Annotated in this window: 19 protein-coding genes; 5 read left to right on the top strand and 14 right to left on the bottom strand. The window is 72.9% G+C overall.

What is annotated here, in order from left to right; all coding sequences use genetic code 11:
- Nucleotides 1–353: 353 nt before the first annotated feature.
- Nucleotides 354–1,901, top strand: coding sequence for an IclR family transcriptional regulator domain-containing protein (locus HZS56_RS01660; protein WP_216718822.1), 1,548 nt, complete (start codon nt 354–356; stop codon nt 1,899–1,901).
- Between the two features lie 182 nt (nt 1,902–2,083).
- On the top strand, nt 2,084–2,899 hold the full coding sequence (locus HZS56_RS01655; protein ID WP_216718821.1) for a beta-ketoacyl-[acyl-carrier-protein] synthase family protein: 816 nt from the start codon (nt 2,084–2,086) through the stop codon (nt 2,897–2,899).
- Nucleotides 2,900–2,929: 30 nt separating this feature from the next.
- Here the strand turns inward: HZS56_RS01655 and HZS56_RS01650 are convergent, their stop codons facing one another.
- The 4 genes from HZS56_RS01650 to HZS56_RS01635 form a co-directional block, all read right to left on the bottom strand.
- Nucleotides 2,930–3,775 carry an AfsR/SARP family transcriptional regulator gene (locus HZS56_RS01650; protein ID WP_308407960.1) on the bottom strand — a complete coding sequence of 282 codons (846 nt, stop codon included), beginning with the start codon at nt 3,773–3,775 and terminating at the stop codon, nt 2,930–2,932.
- A gap of 302 nt (nt 3,776–4,077) precedes the next feature.
- Nucleotides 4,078–4,527: a MarR family winged helix-turn-helix transcriptional regulator gene (locus tag HZS56_RS01645; protein WP_216718820.1), complete on the bottom strand. Its 450-nt coding sequence runs from the start codon at nt 4,525–4,527 to the stop codon at nt 4,078–4,080.
- Nucleotides 4,528–4,576: 49 nt separating this feature from the next.
- Nucleotides 4,577–5,029, bottom strand: a complete 453-nt coding sequence (locus tag HZS56_RS01640; protein ID WP_216718819.1) for a hotdog fold thioesterase — start codon at nt 5,027–5,029, stop codon at nt 4,577–4,579.
- Complete coding sequence (locus tag HZS56_RS01635) at nt 5,026–6,612, bottom strand: MFS transporter (RefSeq protein ID WP_216718818.1); 1,587 nt, start codon at nt 6,610–6,612, stop codon at nt 5,026–5,028. Before HZS56_RS01635 ends, HZS56_RS01640 begins: the two co-directional genes overlap by 4 nt.
- Before the next feature lie 232 nt (nt 6,613–6,844).
- Between HZS56_RS01635 and HZS56_RS01630 the strand changes: the two genes are divergently transcribed.
- Nucleotides 6,845–7,810 carry an aldo/keto reductase gene (locus HZS56_RS01630; RefSeq protein ID WP_216718817.1) on the top strand — a complete coding sequence of 322 codons (966 nt, stop codon included), beginning with the start codon at nt 6,845–6,847 and terminating at the stop codon, nt 7,808–7,810.
- 59 nt (nt 7,811–7,869) lie between these two features.
- Here HZS56_RS01630 and HZS56_RS01625 read toward each other — a convergent pair whose 3' ends face one another.
- The 10 genes from HZS56_RS01625 to HZS56_RS01580 all read right to left on the bottom strand — a co-directional run bounded on the left by HZS56_RS01625 (nt 7,870) and on the right by HZS56_RS01580 (nt 18,070).
- A complete protein-coding gene (locus HZS56_RS01625; RefSeq protein ID WP_216718816.1) occupies nt 7,870–8,742 on the bottom strand; it encodes an HAD family hydrolase in 873 nt (290 codons plus the stop codon).
- The gene (locus HZS56_RS01620) at nt 8,739–10,301 is read right to left on the bottom strand and encodes an FAD-dependent monooxygenase (protein ID WP_216718815.1); all 1,563 of its coding nucleotides are present in this window, start codon (nt 10,299–10,301) and stop codon (nt 8,739–8,741) included. Before HZS56_RS01620 ends, HZS56_RS01625 begins: the two co-directional genes overlap by 4 nt.
- On the bottom strand, nt 10,289–11,032 hold the full coding sequence (locus tag HZS56_RS01615) for an SDR family NAD(P)-dependent oxidoreductase (RefSeq protein WP_216718814.1): 744 nt from the start codon (nt 11,030–11,032) through the stop codon (nt 10,289–10,291). The genes HZS56_RS01620 and HZS56_RS01615 overlap by 13 nt, the downstream gene beginning before the upstream one ends.
- Nucleotides 11,033–11,065: 33 nt before the next feature.
- Entirely contained in the window at nt 11,066–12,052 is a 987-nt protein-coding gene (locus tag HZS56_RS01610) for a 3-oxoacyl-ACP synthase III family protein (protein WP_216718813.1), read from the bottom strand.
- A gap of 188 nt (nt 12,053–12,240) precedes the next feature.
- Entirely contained in the window at nt 12,241–12,972 is a 732-nt protein-coding gene (fabG, locus tag HZS56_RS01605; protein WP_216718812.1) for a 3-oxoacyl-ACP reductase FabG, read from the bottom strand.
- Complete coding sequence (locus tag HZS56_RS01600; protein ID WP_216718811.1) at nt 12,969–14,207, bottom strand: beta-ketoacyl-[acyl-carrier-protein] synthase family protein; 1,239 nt, start codon at nt 14,205–14,207, stop codon at nt 12,969–12,971. Before HZS56_RS01600 ends, fabG begins: the two co-directional genes overlap by 4 nt.
- Nucleotides 14,207–14,446, bottom strand: coding sequence for an acyl carrier protein (locus HZS56_RS01595; RefSeq protein ID WP_216718810.1), 240 nt, complete (start codon nt 14,444–14,446; stop codon nt 14,207–14,209). The genes HZS56_RS01600 and HZS56_RS01595 overlap by 1 nt, the downstream gene beginning before the upstream one ends.
- A 91-nt stretch (nt 14,447–14,537) precedes the next feature.
- On the bottom strand, nt 14,538–15,569 hold the full coding sequence (locus HZS56_RS01590) for a ketoacyl-ACP synthase III family protein (RefSeq protein ID WP_216718809.1): 1,032 nt from the start codon (nt 15,567–15,569) through the stop codon (nt 14,538–14,540).
- Nucleotides 15,570–15,576: 7 nt separating this feature from the next.
- Complete coding sequence (locus HZS56_RS01585) at nt 15,577–16,614, bottom strand: ScbA/BarX family gamma-butyrolactone biosynthesis protein (protein WP_216718808.1); 1,038 nt, start codon at nt 16,612–16,614, stop codon at nt 15,577–15,579.
- 529 nt (nt 16,615–17,143) lie between these two features.
- Nucleotides 17,144–18,070 carry an NADP-dependent oxidoreductase gene (locus tag HZS56_RS01580; protein WP_216718807.1) on the bottom strand — a complete coding sequence of 309 codons (927 nt, stop codon included), beginning with the start codon at nt 18,068–18,070 and terminating at the stop codon, nt 17,144–17,146.
- A gap of 128 nt (nt 18,071–18,198) precedes the next feature.
- On the opposite strand from HZS56_RS01580, the gene HZS56_RS01575 reads away from it, so the two are divergent.
- Complete coding sequence (locus HZS56_RS01575; protein WP_216718806.1) at nt 18,199–18,837, top strand: MBL fold metallo-hydrolase; 639 nt, start codon at nt 18,199–18,201, stop codon at nt 18,835–18,837.
- On the top strand, nt 18,834–19,823 hold the full coding sequence (locus tag HZS56_RS01570) for a quinone oxidoreductase family protein (protein ID WP_216718805.1): 990 nt from the start codon (nt 18,834–18,836) through the stop codon (nt 19,821–19,823). The genes HZS56_RS01575 and HZS56_RS01570 overlap by 4 nt, the downstream gene beginning before the upstream one ends.
- The last annotated feature ends 73 nt before the right edge of the window (nt 19,824–19,896 follow it).

Raw genomic sequence — 19,896 nt, 5'->3', positions numbered from 1 at the left:
AGGGACTTACGGCGGGGGCTCACGGAGAGGGCTTACGGTGGGGGCGCTCCGACCGCCGTACCGGAAAGCCGACGACCGCCTCGATGACCGCCAGACCGACGAACGAGTCCGCACCGGAGCCGAACGCACCGCAGCCGGCCCTGCCGGAGGCGACCGTGCGGAACTCGCCCCTGCCGGAGTCGCCTGCACCGCAGCCGGCCCTGCGGGAGGCGTCCGTGCCAGAGGGGCCCGCACCGGAACCGTCCCCACCGAAAGCGCCCACGCCACAGCCGACCGCACCGGAACCGTCCCCGCCGGAGGCGCCGGAACCGTCCCCGCCGGAGGCGCCGGAACCGTCCCCGCCGGAGGCGTCCGTGCCGGACGAGGCGGTCGGCCCGCTTCTGCGCGGCATCGCCGTGCTGCGCCGCCTGACCGAGGCGGACGGCGTCACCCTCTCCCTCAGCGGCCTGGAGAAGGCCACCGGGCTGGCCCGCTCCACGGTCGACCGCGTCACGGCGACCCTGGCCCGCATGGGCTACGTCCGCCTGGACGGCCGCGACGTGACCCTCGCTCCCCGCCTGATGGAGCTGGGCAACGCCTACCTGGCGGCCCTGCGCCTGCCCGCCCTGCTCTCCGCCCGCGCCGACGAACTGGCCGACGAACTGGACGAGTCGGTGTCACTGGCGGTCGGCGACCGCGACGGCATCCGCTTCATCCACCAGGCCACCCGCCGCCGCGCGATGTCCCTGAGCTTCCGCATCGGCGACCGGCTCCCGGCCGAACGCACGGCGCCCGGACCGCTGTTCGCCGCGGAGTGGACGCCGGCCGACTGGCACCGCTGGCGCACCCGACGGGCCGCCGACCCGGGAGACACCGCCTTCCCCGCCGTACCACCGCGCGAACCCGCCACCCCCGCCCCGGACTTCGAGCATCGCACGGCCCGGGCGGCGTCCGACGGGTGGTGCGTGGACGACCAGTTGATCGAGCCGGGTCTGGTGGCCGTCTCCGTCCCGGTACGCGATCCCGGCACGGGCCGGGTGGCCTGCGTGGCGAGCGTCGTGAGCCACACCAGCCGCCACACGGCACCGGACCTGCGGGCCACCCTCCTCCCCCGCCTGCGCGAGGCGGTCACGACGATGGAGCGCGACCTGCGCACCGCCCCGCCGCCGGCGCCGGAAGGGCACCGCACCGACCTGGCGACCTGGACCGGCGCGTCGAAGCAGGAACTGGGCCGGGAGTTCGTCGAGTCCCTGGCCCGCGGCCTGACCGTCCTGACCGCCTTCGGCGAGGGCCGCTCCCGGCTGACCCTCACTGAGATCGCGAAGGCCACCGGTCTGACCCGCGCGACGGCACGCAGGGCGCTGATCACCCACACCCACGCGGGCCTGGTCACCCCGGCCCCCGACCACACCCACGCCCTCACGCCCCGCGTCCTCTCCCTCGGCTTCCCGCCCCTCTCCCGCACGTCCCTCCCCGACATCGCCCAACCCCACCTGACCGCCCTGGCGGCCCGCGTCCACGAGTCGACGGCGCTGGCCGTCCTGTCCGACTCGGGCGAGGAGATCCAGTACACGGCCCGGGCCTCCACCGGCCGCGTCCTGACCGCCCACGTCCCGGTCGGCACCCGCCTCCCGGCCCGCGCGACGGCCCTGGGCCGCGTCCTCCTGCCGCACTCCGAGGCCCGGACCCGGGGCTACGCCCTGGTCGACGAGGAACTGGAGGCCGGTCTGCGTGCGATCGCGGTCCCGGTCCGCGACCGTACGGGCACGGTGGTGGCGGCGATCAACGTGGCGATGCACGCGGCCCGCCGCACGACGGAGGCCTGCGAGCGGGAACTCCTGCCCGAACTCCTGCGCGCGGCCTCCCAGATCGAGGCGGACCTGCGGGTGGCGGGCCGCTTCGTCGCCGTGCCGACGACCTGACGAGACCCTCTCTTGCCGCCCCTCCCGGCTGTCACCCACCCCTGCCTCCGCACACATCCCGCAGTTGCGGCAGAGCTGAGCTGAATGACAGACTTCTGCTATTCACGGGCAGCTCCTGGCGCGCGCGGACGACTTCGGTGTGCCCGGGGGTGCACGTCCTGTCGAAAGGGGTGTCCGTTCGCATGCACTTCCCTCGTCCGTTCGCGATCTCCGGTCCCACACTGTGGCTTCCCGAGCGACGCGAAAGCGCGTCCCAGGCGGTGCGGCAGGGGCGGCTCGACTCCGAGACGGCCGGAGAACTCGGCCACGACGCGCTGCCCGTCGCCGATCAGGCGCCGCCCGAGCTCGCCGTCGCCGCCGGGCGCCGCGCCCTGGAGGCGGCGGGGCTGGACGGCAGGTCGGTCGGCCTGCTGCTGCACGCCTGGATCCACTACCAGGGCCACGACCTGTGGTCGCCCGCCCACTACATAGCCGACCGGCTCGAAGCCGACTCCGCGACGCCCGTCGGTGTGCAGCAGGTGTGCAACGGGGGCGCCGCCGCAGTGGAGCTGGCGGCGGCCCGGCTGCTCGCCGAGCCCGAGCTGGGCATCGCCCTGGTCACCACGGCCGACCGGTTCGCCGATCCCGGCTTCGACCGCTGGAGCGGTGACTACGGGATCGGCTACGGCGACGGCGCCACCGCCCTCCTCCTGCACGACACGGACCGCCACCCGGCCGGCCTGCTGCTCCACTCGATCGCCACCGTGGCCGCCCCCCAACTCGAGCGCATGCACCGCGGGGACGACCCGTTCGGCCCGGCCCCCCGCTCGGTCAGCGAGCGGGTGGACATACGCCGCACCAAGAAGGCCTACCTGCGGGCCGAGGGGATGGAGAGGTTCGGCAAGGCGAGCGCGGAGGCCCTGCGCCAGGTGGTGACCTCCTGCCTGTCCGCCCCGGCCCTCGCCGGCACCGGCGCCCGGCTCCGGTGTTGGTCTCCCGGACGCTCGGCCCACGAGTGATCAATCCACGAGTGACCAGTCCGCGAGTGATCAGTCCGCGAGTGAGGCGAGTACCGGCTCACGCCGGTGGTGCCGGACGTCCCCGTCACCGGGTGACGGGTCGGGGTCGAGCGAGGCCTCGCCGCGCAGGATGTCCTGCTCCATCTGGAGGAGGAACGGTGAGGGTTCGAGGCCGAGTTCGGCCACCAGTCGCCGGCGGAGCCTGCGCGCCACGGCCAGCGACTCGGCCCGCCGTCCGCTGCGGTACAGCGCCAGCATCAGGTGACCGTGCAGGGTCTCGTGCAGCGGGTGCAGGGACGTCAGTTCGACCAGCTCGCCCATCAGGTTGTGGTGCGCCCCGCGCTGCAGGTCCGCGAAGATGCGGTGCTCCTGCACGCACAGGCGGGACTCCTCGAGGTGGAGGACCCGGGCGCCGAGCAGTTCGCCCGTCTCGACGTTGACCAGCGGAGCCCCGCGCCACAGGGCGAGCGCCTGGCGCAGCATCAGGGCGCCGGCCGGGTAGTCACCCTGCCGGACTGCCCGCGTACCGGTCTCGGCCAGCTGCTCGTACTCCGCGATGTCGAGCGCCGCACGGCCTCCGGACAGGAGGTAGCTGCCGCCCTCGGTGACGAGGAGCGTCTCGGCGGCCTCGGCCACGCTGATGCCCAGGGCCGCGGCGAAGCTGCGCCGGATCTGCCCGATGTAGGTCTGGATGGTGGCCGTGGCCGTGCGCGGCGGCGTGTCCCCCCACAGTTCGCGCGCGAGGGAGGTGACGGAGATCGCCCGGTTGGCGTCGATGGCCAGCATGGCCAGGAGCCGCTTGGGCTTGGGCGCGAGCGGGATGGGTCGTAGATGATCGTCGAGAACGGTCAGCGGACCGAGTACTCGTATGTGCACAGTTCCCCCTATGGCCGTCCCGAGCCCCCGGCAGGGGCGGGCTGCCGCTGCCGGGGGCTCGGGACAGTACCTTTTTGAACAATGTCTGCTTTATGACAGAACACTGTCTTTTCTATCGAGCAGCCTGTTCCGCCGCAAGCCTTTTTGCTCGATTTTGAGGTGTTGGGGATGTCTCACTCGGCGCGTGAACGCCTCACCCGGTGCGGGGGCGAACGGGGGCGCCGACGGCGTCGGCCGAGCCGTCGACCGAGCTGCCGGTCGAGCTGTCGGTCGATCTGTCAGTCGAGCTGTCAGTCGAGCTGTCAGTCGAGCTCCGTCAGCGTGGCGATGGCCCGCTCCAGGTACTTCTCGAAGCGCTCCCGCTCCTCGGGCTCGAAGGCCGAGCCGAGTGCCGCCTCCACCTGGAGGGCGGCCTTGTCGGCCTTCCGCGCCACGGCCCTGCCGCTCCGCGTGATGCGGTTGACGACCACCTTCTGGTGCAGCTTGGAGGGCTCGCGGGCGATGAGCCCGGTCTTCTCCAGGTTCGTCAGCACGGTGGCCACCGTCTGGGGAGTGACGAGGCACTCGCGCGCCAACTGCGCGGCCGACATGCCGTCGGACACGGAGAGCAGCAGCAGGATCGAGTACTGCGGCACGGTGAGGTCGAACTCCCGCAGGGCCCGGGTCTTGCGGGAGATCAGGGCCTGCTCGGCCCGCTTGATGGTGTGGCCGAGTCGGCCTGCGGCCAGTTCTTCCGCTGCAGTTTGCGCCATATCAGTATTCTCTTACATGCCAGAACACGAAGTGAAGCGGTACGGGCATCTACTTTCTCCGTCCACGGCGCGCCGCAGGGATGGCGCAGGTCAGCCTGGCGGTGCAGGTCCGCCGACCGCGCTCGTCGGTGACGACGATCTCGTAGGTGGCCGAGGACGTTCCCAGGTGCAGGGGACGGCAGGTGGCGGTGACCAGTCCCGAGCGCACTGCGGCGTGGTGGGTGCACGACAGCTCCTGCCCCACGATGACGCGGTCCGCTCCGGCGTGCAACCAGGCCGCGACCGAGCCCACCGTCTCCGCGAGCGCCGCGTTGCCGCCGCCGTGCAGCAGGCCGATCGGCTGCCGGTTGCCCTCGACCGGCATGGTGGCGACCACCAGGTCGGGCCGGCAGACGGTCAGTTCGATGCCGAGGCGCTCGACCAGCTGCTGCCCGGCGTACTCGGGCAGCACCTCGATCGGCCCCAGCCGGGTGGCGGGCGCCGCGGTGGCCGCCGCGCTCACCGTGCCGGGCCCGTCGGGACGGCGGCGGGCCCTTCGGCTTCCTGGACTGCGGGTCCTTCGGCTTCCTGGACTGCGGGGGCAGGCTCCTCAGTCTGCTTCCGGCCCGACAGCAGTGCGGCGACGGCCACCGCGCTCACGGCGCAGGCGGCGGCGACGATCCACATGGTGGCGTGCAGCCCGCCGGTGTAGGCGTCGGCGGTGGCCCGCACCACTCCGTCCCGCGCACCGGCGGGAACGTCGGCGGCCGCGTCGGCCAGGCTGCCCTGGAGGGCCCGCGAGGTCAGGTCGTCGGCTCCGCCGGGGTAGGTGCCGACGGCGCCGGAGTCCAGCGCGTTCTTGGTGAGTACGGTGACCAGGGCGCCCAGACCCGCCATGGACACGGCGTCCGAGGTCAGCCGGACCGTGTTGAACATGCCGGCCGCCATGCCCATGCGCTCGGGCTCGACGGCCGAGACCGCCGCGCCGTCCAGGATGCCCAGCGAGATGCCGTAGCCGATGCCGAGGCAGAGCAGCGGCCCGGCCAGCGCGAGTGTGGTGGAGTCGGGCTCGATCACGGTCAGCCAGGCGGCACCGACGGCCGAGAAGCACAGCAGCAGCACGAACAGGGTGCGCTGGGAGACCTTGGGGGCCACCACGCCGGTGACGGCGGGCACCACCAGCGAAGGACCGGTGAGCAGCAGCAGCGTCAGACCGATGCGGAAGGCGGACAGGCCTCCGGCGGAGGTGAGGTAGGGCGGCAGCACGATGACCAGCGCGACGAAGCTGAACGCCAGGACCAGCGGCACCAGGCACACCGCCAGGAAGCGCGGGTTGGCGAAGAGGCCCAGGTCGAACATGGGGTTGTCGCTGCGGCGCTCGATCGCGGCGAACGCCGCCATCAGCACCACGAAGCCGGCCAGCGAACCCAGCACGGCTGGGTCGGTCCAGCCCCGGGCGGGGCCCTCCACCAGGGCCAGGACCAGCAGCGCGACACCGACGCTGAACGCGAACGTACCGCTCCAGTCGAAGCGCTGACCGCGGTTCGGCCTGGGGCTGGGCAGCAGCGGTGTGGCGAGCAGCACCAGGGCCGAGGCACCCGCCAGGACCAGGAACACCGAGCGCCAGCCCCACAGGTTGACCAGCGCACCGCCGAACATCGGGCCGAACGCCAGCCCCGCGCCCAGGAAGGTGCCGAAGAGACCGAACGCCTTGGCGCGGGCGGAGTCGTCGAAGGACTGGGCCACGATCGCGGTGATGGAGGCGAGCGCCGCCCCGCTGCCGAAGCCCGCGACGGCCCGTGCGAGGTCCAGCAGCAGGATGCTGTTCGACAGGCCGGAGACCGCCATCCAGAAGGCGAAGAAGGCCATGCCGAAGGTGAACATCCGGCGGTGGCCGATCCGGTCGGCGAGCGAGCCCATCGCGGCGAGGCTGCTGGAGGCCGTGAGCATGTAGCCGTCCACCACCCACTGGGCGGCGGACAGCGAACTGTCGAGGTCCGCGCTGATGTCGGGGACGGCGACGGAGGGCCCGGTGACCACGAGGGTCATCAGCGGGCCGACGACGCACGCGGCGGCGAGTGTGGCCCGGGGATTGCCGGTTGACACGAGGATTCCTCTTCTCGGTGGGTGCAAGGGAGGCCTGAACGGACGCCCGGACAGAAGCCGAAGCTGAAGCCAAAGCTGAAGCAGAACTCTGTCACAGATTAGTAGTCTGCGTCTTACTGATGTCAATAGCGCATGACAGAGGTCTGTGTAAGGATGTGACTCTGTCTTGCGGACGGCGGACAGAGGCGACGAAGCAACGACGGAGAAGCGACGAAAGGTGGTGCGCACGGTGATGCGCGAGACACGACTGGGCGGCGGGGGCAGGACCTTCGCGAGCGTCGGGCTCGGCTGCATGGGCATGTCGTGGGGGTACGACGAACTCGGGCGCGACGAGACGGAGTCGATCGCGGTCGTCCACCGTGCCGTCGAACTGGGCGTGGACCTGATCGACACCGCCGACCAGTACGGCCCCTTCACCAACGAGGTGCTGGTCGGCAGGGCCCTGGCCGCCCTGGGAGACGGCCGGGACCGGGTCCTGCTGGCCACCAAGGGCGGCCTCGTCGTCGACGACCCGGTCACCTACCGCAGCCACCGCGACGGCCGGCCCGAGCACCTGCGGGCGGCAGTCGACGCGAGTCTGACCCGGCTCGGCGTGGACCACATCGACCTCTACCAGCTGCACCGCATCGACCCGGAGGTCCCGGTCGAGGAGAGCTGGGGGGCGCTGTCCGAACTCGTCGCCGCGGGCAAGCTCGGGGCACTCGGCCTCTCGGAGGCGTCCGTGGCGGAGATCGGGCGGGCGCAGGGCGTCCACCCGGTGGCCTCGGTGCAGAGCGAACTGTCGCTCTGGAGCCGAGAAGCGCTCGACGACGGGGTCGTGGAGCACTGCCGCCGCGAGGGCATCGCCTTCATCGCGTTCGCTCCGCTGGGCCGGGGCTTCCTCTCCGGCCGCATCTCCTCTCCCGAGGACCTTCCCAAGGCCGACGGACGGCACCGGCTCGCCCGCTACCAGCCCGACGCCCTCGCGGCCAACCAGGCGGTCCTCGACCAGGTGCGTGCGGTGGCCGAGGAGACCGGGGCCTCCGTCGCACAGGTCTCCCTGGCCTGGGTGCTGGCCCAGGGCGACCACGTGGCCGTGCTCCCCGGCACCAAGACCCGCCGCTACCTCGAGGAGAACGTCGGGGCCGGTGCCCTGCGGCTGTCCCCCGCCGCGCTCGAACGGCTCGCTCACCTCCCCGCGGCGGTCGGCGGCCGCTGACCCGACGCCGGGGGCCGGTCCCCGCCGGAGCCCGGGCCCGGCTTTCGCCGGGCGACCGGTCACACCGGCTGGCGCCGGGTGCCGGGCGCCAGCCGGGCCGGGAGGACCTCCCAGCCCTCCTCGGCGGCGGTCCGCACCATCGTCGGGTGTTCGCCGACCACCGTCGGACGCCCGACGCGGCGCAGCATGGTCAGGTCGCCCGGATCGTCGCCGTAGGCGTAGCAGTCGGCCGGGTCGGCACCGAACTTCGCCAGCGCCTCCCCCATCGCGTCGCCCTTCGCGGGCCCGAACATCGCGTGCCGGATCGTCCCGTCCATCCTGCCCCGCGCGTCGATCCCGGGCTCGGTGCACAGCACCAGGTCGATGCCCAGGTCCTCGGCCATCGGCTGCAGCGTGGCGGGCCACGACCCGGAGACCACCACCGTGTGGTGCCGCGCCTCCCGGTGCCGGCGCAGCCGGGCGACGACCGGCTCGACGAACGGGCAGCCCTGGGCGCGCAGTTCGGCGTACCAGTCGCGGGCGTCCGACCGCACCTCGTCCCAGGGCACGCCCTCGAACAGCTCGTAGAACCTGGACACGACCTCCACCGGGGTCACCCCCAGGGCGGCGAGCCGGCGCAGCGGCTCGACCCGGCGCTCGTACTCCGCGCCCGAGACGTCTCCCTGCTGCCTGAGCCGGTACCGCAGCAGCGAGAACGGGGTCTTCATCGCGATCAGCGTCTCGTCGGCGTCGAAGAACGCGATCACGGGGCGCTCGTCCGTGGCGGTGGGGAAGGGCCCGTCGGGGCCGGACTCGTCGGCCCGGTCGGGCCGTTGGGACAGACGGCGCTCGCGGCGCTCGTAGCGCTCCTGCTCCTGCTCCTGCTCCTGGTGCTCGTGGTGCTCGTGGTGCTCGTGGTGCTCGTGGTGCTCGTGGTACTCACGGGATGTCATCGCGTCGCGCCTCCGTGCTGCTGCCGGGAAAGGGGAAGGTGTGCCGCCCGTGTCAGCAGGCGGACCGCTCGCAGCGGATCCTCGGGGTCGGCCCGTGCCAGGAGGTGTCCGTCGGGGCGGACCAGCGCCACGGTGGGCGCCGGCCCCAGCGCCTTGGCGAGCGCGGGGGCGACCGCACGGTCCAGCTCCACCACCGGGGACGGCGCCAGCGCCGCGCGCAGCCGGTCCCGGGTGCCGGCCCAGCCGGGCGGCGGATTGCGGGTGCCGGGCCACAGCAGGGCGGTGGGCCGGTCGCGGTCGATCTCGGGCCACGGCGAGGTGCCGCGTCCCGGTGGCCGCCCGCCGGCCGACCGCACCGGCAGACGCGGGTGCTCCGCGCCGTAACCGACATCGGTCTGGCTGAGCTGAGGGGCGACCGTCCGCTGGAACAGCCCGGTGCGGTCGGCGGCCCAGAACGCCGCGTCCCGCACCGCCACCTTCGCCGGAGTACGGACCACCCCGGCCCTGGTGAGCAGTTCGGTGGAGCGGGCCACCCGGTGCGAGACGCTGCGCCGCTCGGCGTCGTACGAGGCGAGGATGGCCTCGCCGAAGTCGCCGCGCAGCACGCCGGAGAGCTTCCAGGCAAGGTTGAAGGCGTCCTGCATCCCGGTGTTCATGCCCTGGCCGCCGGCCGGGCTGATCACGTGGGCGGCGTCGCCCACCAGGAAGCAGCGGCCCGCGGCGAACCGGGCCGCGATCCGCACCCGTACCCGGAAGGAACCGCTCCACAGCAGCTCCTCGACGCGGCTGCGGCCGGCCGCCCGTGCGTCGACCATCCGCTGGAACAGCTCGGCCGGCGGCGGGTTCTCCTCGTCGAAGGCGTCGTGCTGCACGTTCAACGCGATGCGGTGGACGCCACCGCCCATGGGGCCGACCACGATCGCGCCGCCGGGCGAGTAGCAGTAGTGGGACAGGTCCTCGGACAGCGTGGTGGACAGCCGTGCGTCGGTGATGGCGAAGGTGACGTCCACCGGCGGCCCGTCGTAGGCGATACCCAGCTGCTTGCGCACGGTGCTGTGGGCGCCGTCCGCTCCGATCAGCCAGTGCGGCTCGCTCTCCTCCGTCCGCCCGTCCTCGTGCTCCAGTTTCACCGCGGGCAGCGCCCCGGAGTTGTCCAGTGCGGTCAGCCGCACCCCGTGCTCGACCGTGCCGCCCAGCTCGGCGAGGCGTTCGCGCAGCACCAGCTCGGTCTCGTGCTGGGGGATGGTCAGCGCGAAGGGGTAGGGCGCGTCGCGGAGCCTGCTCATCCAGGCCGTGGCCAGCCGGCGTCCGCGGGAGTAGAAGGCGGTGCCCGCCAGCCGGTGGCCGCGCAGGACCAGCCGCTCGGCCACCCCGACCCGGTCGAGCAGTTCCAGGTTGCGCGGCCACACCACGTTGGCCCGCGAGTGCGCGGTGGTGCCGCGCCCCGCGTCCACCACCCGGACCGGGATGCCCTGCTGCAGCAGCTCGCACGCGGTCAGCAGGCCGACCGGCCCCGCACCGACCACCAGCACGTCCCGCCCCGGTGTCAGGCCGCCCACAGCAGCCCCCCGTTGACTTCCAGCACACTGCCGTTGACGTAGCCGGACTCCCGTGAGGCCAGGAACACCGCCGCGTCCGCGACCTCCTGCGGTTCGCCCAGCCGGCCCGACAGCAGACGGCCGCGGTAGGTCTCCCAGGCCCGGGCGTTGGCGGCGAGGTCCTTGCCCATGCCCTCGTCGATGTAGCCCGGGGAGAGGCAGTTGACGGCGATGTTCCTGGCGGCCAGCTCGGCCGCCGAGGTACGGGTGAACATCTCCACCGCCGCCTTACTCGCGCTGTACGCGGCGGCGCCCACCGCGACCCGGCCGGCCACGCAGGACGAGACGTTGATGATGCGGCCGCCGCCCTGGGCGGTCATGTGGCCGGCCGCGGCCCTCGTGCACAGGAAGACCCCGGTCACGTTGGTGGCGAACGTGGTGTTCCAGTCGTCCAGGCTGAGCCGGGCGATCTTCCCGTCCCGGCTGGTGCCCGCGTTGTTGACCAGCACGTCGAGCCGGCCGTACGTGTCCACGGCCGCCGCCATCAGGTCGGCGACGGACGCCTCGTGGGTGACGTCGGCGTAGTGGAAGCGCAGCCGGCCGCCGTACGCGTCGGCCAGTTCCTTGATGTCGTACGGGTTGCGGGCGGCGGCGATCACCGAGGCGCCCTCGGTCAGGTAGGCCTCGGTGATCGCCCGGCCGAGTCCCCGGGTGCCCCCGGTGACGACGACGGTCTTTCCCTGGAGCCGCATGACTCCTCCAATGCGTGAGTGGCGGGCTTGCGGTCAGTACCAGGTGAGCAGGGCGGCTCCGGCGGTCATGCCGCCGCCCACCGAGGCGAGCAGCACCCGCTCGCCCCGGGCGAGGGGCCTGGCGCGGTGCGCGGCGTGCAGGGTGAGGGGGACCGACGCGGCGACCGTGTTGCCCAGCCGGGGCGCCGTGTAGACGACCCGCTCCGGGTCGATTCCGGCCTGCTCCACGAAGGTCTCCAGCAGCCGGGTGTTGGCCTGGTGGAAGACGAAGCGGTGCACGTCGTCCAGGCGCAGCCCGCAGTCGTCGAGCACCTCGCCCGTGAGCTTGCCGAGCACCCCCAGCGCGTAGTCGCGCACCGCCCGCCCGTCCATCCGGAACAGGTGCTCGCCGGCGTCCCGGGCCCGCCGGTCGAGCGGGGTGCGGGTGCCGCCCGCCTCCACGCCGACGTAGTGGTTCAACTCCCCGTTGGTCACCAGCCGCAGCGAACGCAGACCGTAGCCCTCGGGCACCTCGCCCAGCAGCACCGCGCCCGCGCCGTCACCGAACAGGCTCACGGTGCGGCGGTCGCCGCGATCCATGATCGTGGAGAACATGTCCGCGCCGACCAGCAGCGCGTACGAGCCCTGCCGCCCGGTGGTGATCAGGCCCTCGGCGACGGCGAGGCCGTACAGGAAGCCGCTGCACACCGCGTTGACGTCGAAGGCGGGCAGGGCGTCGAGGCCCAGCTTGTGCTGGAGGATGGACGCCGTCGACGGCTGCGGCACGTCGGGCGTGCAGGTCGCCACGACGAGCGCCGCGAGCTGTTCGCGGACCTCGGGTCCGGCTCCCCGGAGCGCCTCCCGGGCCGCGGGCAGGGCGAGGTCCGAGGTGGTGGTGCCCGGATCCGCGTAGCGCCGCTCGCTGATGCCGGTGCGTTCGGCGACCCACTCGGCGGACATTCCGGTCCACTCGCTGATCTGCTGGTTGTCGACGACCCGGTCGGGCACGTGAGAGCCGATCGACACGATACCGACGGCCATGGGCTGTCCCCCCTGTTGGTTGTGCACGGCTGTGCTGATGCACCTGGCGGTGGCTGTACCGGTGTTGGTTGTGCTCTGTGCTTTGGGATCTGTGCTCTGTGCTCTGTGCTCTGGGACCTGGGACCTGGGACCTGGGACCTGAAGTCGGGTCTGCAGTCCGTAATCCGGAACCCGGAATGCGGGATCTGTCAGAGGCCCATGCCGAGACCGCCGCTGACCGGCACCACGGCACCGGTGATGTACGAGGCCCGCTCGCCGGTGAGGAAGGCCACCGTGTGGGCCACGTCCTCGGGCGCACCGGCCCGGCCGAGCGGTGTCATGCTCAGGTACTCGCGCCGCCGGGCCGGACGCAGGTCCTGGATCATGTCGGTCTCGATCAGCCCGGGGGCCACGACATTGACGGTGACGCCGCGGCTGCCCAGCTCCCAGGAGAGGGAGCGGGCGAGACCGACCAGACCGGCCTTGGCAGCCGTGTAGTTGGCCTGTCCGGGGGACCCGGTGAAGGCGACCGCCGAGGAGATCAGCACCATGCGCCCCCAGCGGCGGCCGAGCATGGCGCGGGCCGCGTGCTTGGCCACCCGGATCACCGCGCGCAGGTTGGTGTCGAGCACGGCGTCGATGTCGTCGTCGTCCAGCACCGGCAGCAGCCGGTCCCGGGTGATCCCGGCGTTGGCCACCAGGATCTCGACCGGACCGTGTTCCTTCTCCACCTCCTTGAACGCCCGCTCGACCTGCCCCTCGTCGGTGACGTCGCAGCGCACCGCGAGCAGGCCCGCGGGCGGCTCGCCCGAGCGGTGGGTGACGGCGACCCGGTCGCCCCGCGCGGCCAGTTCCCGGGCCACGGCCAGGCCTATCCCCCGGTTGCCCCCGGTGACCAGTACGGATCGGCCCTCGGGCGGGAGGGCGGCGGTGTCGTTCATGCGGGTGTCACCGCGATCACCGCGTTCTGCCCGCCGAAGCCGAAGGAGTTGTTGACCGCGGCGCCGATCCGCACCGGGCGGGCCTCCTTCGCGACGACGTCCACCTGGACCTCCGCGTCGAGTGAGGAGAGGTTCGCCGTGGGCGGCACCAGCCCCCGCTCGACGGCGAGCACCGTGTAGGCGGCCTCGGCCGCGCCGGCCGCGCCCAGCAAGTGCCCCACGACACCCTTGGTTGAGGTGACGGCGGGGCGTTCGCCGAACACCCTGCGGACGATCCCCGACTCCGTCTTGTCGTTGAGCGGCGTGGACGTGCCGTGCGCGTTGACATGGTCGACCTCGCCCGGCTCGATGAGCGCGTCGGCGAGCGCGGCGCGGATCGCCCGCTCGGCGCCGCCGCCCGACGGGTCGGGCGCGGAGGCGTGGTGGCCGTCGGCCGACGCGCCGAATCCGCTGACCCGGGCACGGACACGGGCACCGCGCGCCCTCGCGTCCTCGACCCGCTCCAGGACCAGCACCGCGGCGCCCTCGCCCGCCACGAAACCGTCACGGTCGGCGTCGAAGGGCCGGGAGGCGGCGGCCGGGTCGTCCGAGCGGGTCGACAGCGCGCCCGCGCGGGCCAGGCTGGCCATGGCGGTCGGGCTCATCGCCGCCTCGGCTCCACCGGCCAGCACGACGTCGCACGCCCCCGCCTCGAGCAGCGCACGGGCGTAGCCGATCGCGGTGTTGCCGGAGGCGCAGGCAGTGGAGACGACCTGGTTGGGGCCCAGCGCCTTCAGGTCCATCGCGATGTAGCCGGCCGTCATGTTGACCGGCCCCATCACCATCAGCAGCGGCGATACGAGTCCGGGACCGTCGGCCAGGTGCTTGCCGTGCTCCCGCTCGACGGTGGACCAGCCGCCCAGGGAGGTGCCCATGACGACGCCGACGCGGGCACCGTCCCAGGCTGCCGGGTCGAGCGCGGCGTCCTGGACTGCCTGCCGGGCGGCGACCACTCCGAAGTGGCTGACCGGGTCCATCCGCACCGCGGCACGCCGGCCCAGCAGCGCACCGGCGTCGAAGCCGGGCACGCGGCAGCCGAAGTCGACCGGCAACCCCTCCAGCTCGGAGTCGCGCGCGGCGGTGGGAGTGCCGGACCAGACCCGTTCGACATTGGCCTCGACACCGATGCCGGCCGGGGTGACCAGGCCGACGCCGGTGACGGCGACGTCGAAGCGCTCGGTGCGCGCGCCTCGCATCAGGAGGTCACCAGCTGGGCGTCGATGGTGCGCAGCACGTCGCCGACGGTGTCCTCCGGCGTGAGCGCGGTCTCGTCGATCTGTGCGCCGAACTCCTTCTGCACGGCGACGCTCAACTCGATCAGGGCGAGCGAGTCGAACTCCAGGGACTCGAAGGTTGCTTCGGTGGTCAGCTCCTCGGGCGCGACGCCCAGCTTGTCGACCATGAGAGCGAAGAAGCGGTCCTGGTTGGCGGACATGTGCACTCCTGAGAACGTAGGGATGTTGCTGTTTCTGTTTCTTTCTCTGTTGCTGTTTCTGTTGCTGTTGCTGTTCTGTTGTTGGTGCTGTTCACGGCCGGGAGACGGCCATGGCCGTGAAGGTGAAGCCGCCACCGCCGTTGAGTACGACCGCGTACTGGCCGGGTGCCAGCCGGTCGCCCTGTGCCAGGTCGGCGAGGGAGGCGTTCAGGTCGCCCGCGCCCACGTGGCCGGTGGCGCGGCCGAGGTCGAGGAGTTCGGCCGAGGTCGACTCGCGCAGCGGCGGGAGGTACGCCTCGTCCATCGCCTTGGTGCCCAGGCGCGGGATCACGGCGTACCTCAACCGCGGGTCGTCCGGGGCGAGTCCGGCGCGCCGCAGACAGAGGTCCACCGCGGCCCGGATGCGGTCGTGAGCGGTCTTGGTGAACCACTCGACTCCGTAGGCCTTGATGAAGGCACGCTTGGTGCGGCGCACGTCGATCACCGGACTGTGCCCCATGGGGGTGGCGTTCAGCTCGTCGTCACCGCGGTGCATCACCTCCAGTTCGGTGGCGACCGTGGTGCCGATCGCGTGCAGCAGCAGCTCGGCCGGGTGTGTGCCGTCGGCCCGGTGCACCAGGACGGCCGTCGCCGCGTCGCCGGCCGCCATGCCGTAGTCACTGCGCCAGCGGTCCCAGCTCGGCATCAGGAAGCGGTCGGCGGTGGTCACCAGCGCGGGCCCGGCCTCCGGGTCGGCCAGCAGCCGCGCGGCGGCCGTCTCGATTCCGATGGCACCGCCGTTGCACTGCTGCAGCAGACCGATCGGCACGGCCGCGTGCGCGCCGAGCCGTTCGGCCACGTAATGCGGGGCCGACCAGGCGTCGTGACCCTGGTGGTGGACGCTGGCGTGCAGCAGCAGGGACAGCTTCTCGGGTCGTACCCCGCAGCGGAGCAGCACTTCGCGGGCGGCCTCCATGGCCATGTCGGGCGGTGCCACCGCGCTGCTCACGGGCAGGGAGACGTAGCCGAGGTCGCGGGCGGTGGCGGCGTCGATGTCCCCCCGGGCGACCGCGTCCTGCACCGACTGCGACTCGGGCGGGTACCAGGCACCGGCGACCAGACCGAGCGGCGACGTCAGCTCCATGCCGCCCTCACCGCCCGGCGCCGGTCGCGGAGACCGAGTCTTCCACCGGTGCCGCGGGCCCGAAGGCCCCGAGGGACGCCACGGGCGCGACGCCGAGTGTGGCGGTGCACAGCGCGGCGCCGTCCTGGTGGAACTCCACGGTCGTGTGGCGGCCGTCCCGGCGGGCGCGGACCGCGACGGGGCTGTCCAGCTCGACGAAGCGGTGGAAGACGGCCTCGAACCGGTACGGGTACAGCCCGCGCGGAGCCCGGTCGTCGGCGAGCACGGAGATCTGCCGGGCCGCCTCCAGCAGGGCCATGGCGGGTACGTGGTCGAGTGGGTGGTCGTACAGCGCGGCGTGCCGCACGGGCACGTCGAGGCGCGCCTCGGCACCGGCGGGGGTGGCGCGGGCGTCCACCAGGACGACGTTGGCTGCCCGCGTCCGGCCCACCGCCGCCGGGTCCACCAGGGCGCCCACGCGCTCGTCGCCCATCGACGAGGACATCGGCGGGACGTCGCCGCGGCTCTTCACCCGGTGGGCGCGGTAGCCGTCGCCGCTGAGGTAGCCGGCGCTCACGGTGCTCGTCCCCACCCGGTGCCCGCCGACGACGAAGGCGCACTCGAAGGTCGCCGCGAGCAGTCTGCTGCCGCGCCGCTTCAGCTCCCGGGCGGTGACGTCCACGGCGAACTCCACCGGCGCGTCCCGGCCCGCCCGCACCGCCGTCACGTCGGTGAACTGCGTGGTCCACTCGCTGATCAGGAAGGAAGTGCCGTGCGGTACGCCCATCCACTGGTGGGCGACGACGGTCACCGCCTGCCGGGCGGCTTCGAGCAGGAACAGCGGATCGAGCTGTTCGGGGCTCCAGGGGTGATCGTTGTAGTAGGAGTGCGACCGCGGCCCCTGCACCGCCACCGCGAAGGTGTCCTCGTCCAGCCGGGTGGCGTCGGTGACGAAGACCTCCATCACCGCGCTGCGGTGCACCAGCGCCCGGTCCACAGGGCGCTGGTAGGAGAGGGGAACCGCCACCGCCGGTGCGGCGGTTCGCTCCTGCCGGGCAAGGGTCATGACGCAATCCGTTCGACTCGTGAGGAAACTCGACTCGGGAAGGAACTCGGCTCGGGAGGAATCCCGGAGGGGAAACCGGAAGCGGGGCATGCCGGGACCGCGGTCCGGCGCTCTCGGCCTGACGGGACGCGGTGCACGCGTCGTCGGGACGCGGTGCACGCGGGCGTACGCACACGCTGCTGGTGGGCAGGCGGGCATGCTGCCGGGAAGTCGGCTCTGCGTGGCGCGGGGAGGCACGACGGTGGGGCTCCCTGCGGCGCACCGCCAGTCTGGCAGCCGCCCCCAGTGCCTGGTCCAAGAGTGCGCGGGGAACGGCGAAGGCCCCGGGCATGAGCGGCTGGAGACTCGCTCAAGGCTCGCTGGAGGGCGCCCGGTTGTGTGCCCGCCGGAGGCGGCACCGGCCTCCGGTATCCGGTCTCCTGTCTCCTGTCTCGGGTCTCCTGTCTCGGGTCTCGGGTCTCCTCCCGGAAACGGCGAAGGGCCGCCCCGGCGAGGGCGGCCCTTCGTGGCGTCGGTTCGTCCGGCGGCGTCATGCGCCGACGTTCAGCACCACCTTGCCCCGGCCGTGCCCGCTCGCCACGCGTTCGTGCGCCCGAGCCGCCTCGGCCAGCGGGAACTCGGCGTCGACGTGCACACGCACCGCCGCGCGTCCGGCCATGGCGGCGAGCTCGGCCAGGTCGGCCGCGTCGGGGCGTACGAACACGTAGCGGCCGCCGAGCGCCACGACGTCGCCCGAGATCGAGGCCAGGCGCCCGCCGGGCCGCAGCAGGGCCGGCGAACCGTGCAGGGTCTCGCCGCCCATCAGGTCGAACACCGCGTCCACGCCGTCGGGGGCCAGGGCCCTGACGCGTTCCGCCAGGCCCGGACCGTAGGTGACCGGCAGGGCGCCGAGCGAGCGCAGGTAGTCGTGGTTGCCCTCGCTCGCGGTGCCGATCACGGTGGCTCCCAGCTCACGGGCCAGCTGCACGGCCAGCGAGCCCACGCCGCCGGCCGCCGCGTGCACCAGCAGCACCTCGCCCGGGACGAGCCGCAGATGACGGCGGAGCGCCTGGTGGGCGGTGAGCCCGGCGGCCGGCAGCCCCGCGGCCTCCCGCATGTCCAGCCCCGCCGGCTTGTGCGCCAGCATGCGTACGGGGACCGCGACCAGCTCTCCGTAGGTGCCGCGCTGCATGTGGTCGCAGCGGACGTAGCCGATCACCTCGTCACCGGGGGCGAACTCGGTCACTCCGAGGCCGGTCCGCTCGACCACCCCGGACAGGTCGCAGCCCATCACCATCGGGAAGTGCGCCTCGAACCAGTCGTCGATGTACCCCTCGCGGATCTTCCAGTCCGCGGGGTTGACGCCCGCGTACGCCACCCGCACCAGAACCAGGTCCGGACCGACCTTCGGCTCGGGAAGGTCCATGAGACGCAGGACGTCCGGCCCTCCGTACTGATCGATGGCCACTGCCTTCATCTTCCCAACCTCTCCTCGCACGGGCCGGTTTCACCGGCGCCACTCGTATCCGGGTTAGACCATAAGACAGAGTCCTGTTTTACCAGTGACACTTGACGTATGAATGTCGAGCTGGGCAGGGTGTGCACATGCTCGCACTGACTGCCACCACCGGCCGCTTCGGGACGAACGTTCATGTCGTGGCCCCGGGCCCGGGGCAGCCCTGCCTCATCGTCGACCCGGGTCACGAAGCCGCCGACGCGGTGGAACAGGCCGTGCGCGACCACCGCCTCGAACCGGAGGCGGTACTGATCACCCACGGACACATGGACCACACCTGGGACGCCGTCCCGCTCGCCCGGCGGTACGGCATCCCGGCGTGGATCCACCCGGACGACCGGTACCAGTTCGGCGCCCCCGCCAAAGGACTGCCGGACACCTTCCCCCGGGAGCTCCTGGCCGGACACCCCGACCGGGAACCCCACGACGTCAGGGAACTCCCGGCTCAAGGGGGCGAATTGACCTTCGCGTCCGGCACGGTCACGGTGCTGCACACCCCGGGCCACACCGGCGGATCCAGCATGTTCCGCTTCGACGACGACCGCCCGCTGCTCGCCACGGGAGACACCCTGCTCGCCACCGGCAGGGGCCGCGCGGACGCCCCGGGCGCCAGCCCTTCGAGCCTCGACGCCTCGGTGCGGGACGTGGTCCGGCGCTGCCCCGGGGAGACCGTCCTGCTCACCGGGCACGGGCCCGCCACCACACTTGGAGAGATCGACATCCGATGAGCCACTCACGCGCCGTCCGCTTCGACACCTTCGGCGACCCCTCGGTCCTCGCCGTCACCGAACTCACGCCTCCCGAGCCGCAGGCCGGCGAGATCACCGTCGACGTGCGCCACGCGGGCGTCAACTTCGCCGAAGTGATGTTCCGCCGCGGCCAGTTCCCCGTGGACCTGCCGCACTTCCCGGGCCTGGAGGCCGTCGGTACCGTCCGCTCCGTCGGCGCGGACGTGACCGGCTTCGCCGTCGGCGAGGAGGTGGCCGCGCTGACCCTGGGCGGCGGCGGAAACGCCGACGTGGTGGCCGCCCCCGCCGCGCACACGGTCCCGCTCACCGGCCGCCTCGCCGGCATCGACCGCGCGGCCGCCGCCGGGGCCCTCTGCAACGTGACGACGGCGCTCGGCGTGCTCACCTCGGCCGGCCACCTGGCCCCCGGAGAGACCGTGGTCGTGCTCGCCGCCGCCGGCGGTGTCGGCACCGCCGCGGCCCAGCTGGCGCGCGTCCTCGGCGCGAGCACGGTGATCGGCGCGACCAGCTCCCCCCGGAAGGCGCAGTACGCGCGCCCCTTCGGGTACGACAGCGTCGTCTCCTACGAGCAGCTGGCCGACGAGGTCGCCGAGCGCACCTCGGGCCGGGGCGCCGACCTCGTCCTGGACTCGGTCGGCGGCTCGTACCGCTCCGAGGTGACCGGACTGCTGGCCGCCTTCGGCCGGCACGTGATCTTCGGCAACGCGGCCGACAGCGACATCACGTACCCGGGCAACCACCCTTGGTACACGAACAGTTCCCTTGCGGGCTACAACCTGGGCGGCGTCGCCGCCCGAGCCCCCGAACTGCTGCGCACCCACCTGGAGCAGGCCCTCGCACACGTAGCCGCCGGTGAGGTACGCGTCGACACGACCGTACTGGCCCTCAAGGACGTGGCACACGCCCACGAACTCCTGGAGACACGCGCCTCCACCGGCAAGTACGTCCTCGACACACACATGTAACGCCCCGCGCCCCCGCCACCACCCACAGAACCGACAACGGCGACCGCCCGCCCCGACGCCCCAGCCCGCGAGC

The sequence above is a fragment of the Streptomyces mayonensis genome, assembly GCF_018982965.1.
Taxonomy (GTDB): Bacteria; Actinomycetota; Actinomycetes; order Streptomycetales; family Streptomycetaceae; genus Streptomyces; species Streptomyces mayonensis.
Note: the sequence above shows the minus strand (reverse complement) of the source record. Positions and strands in the feature narration are given on the sequence as shown.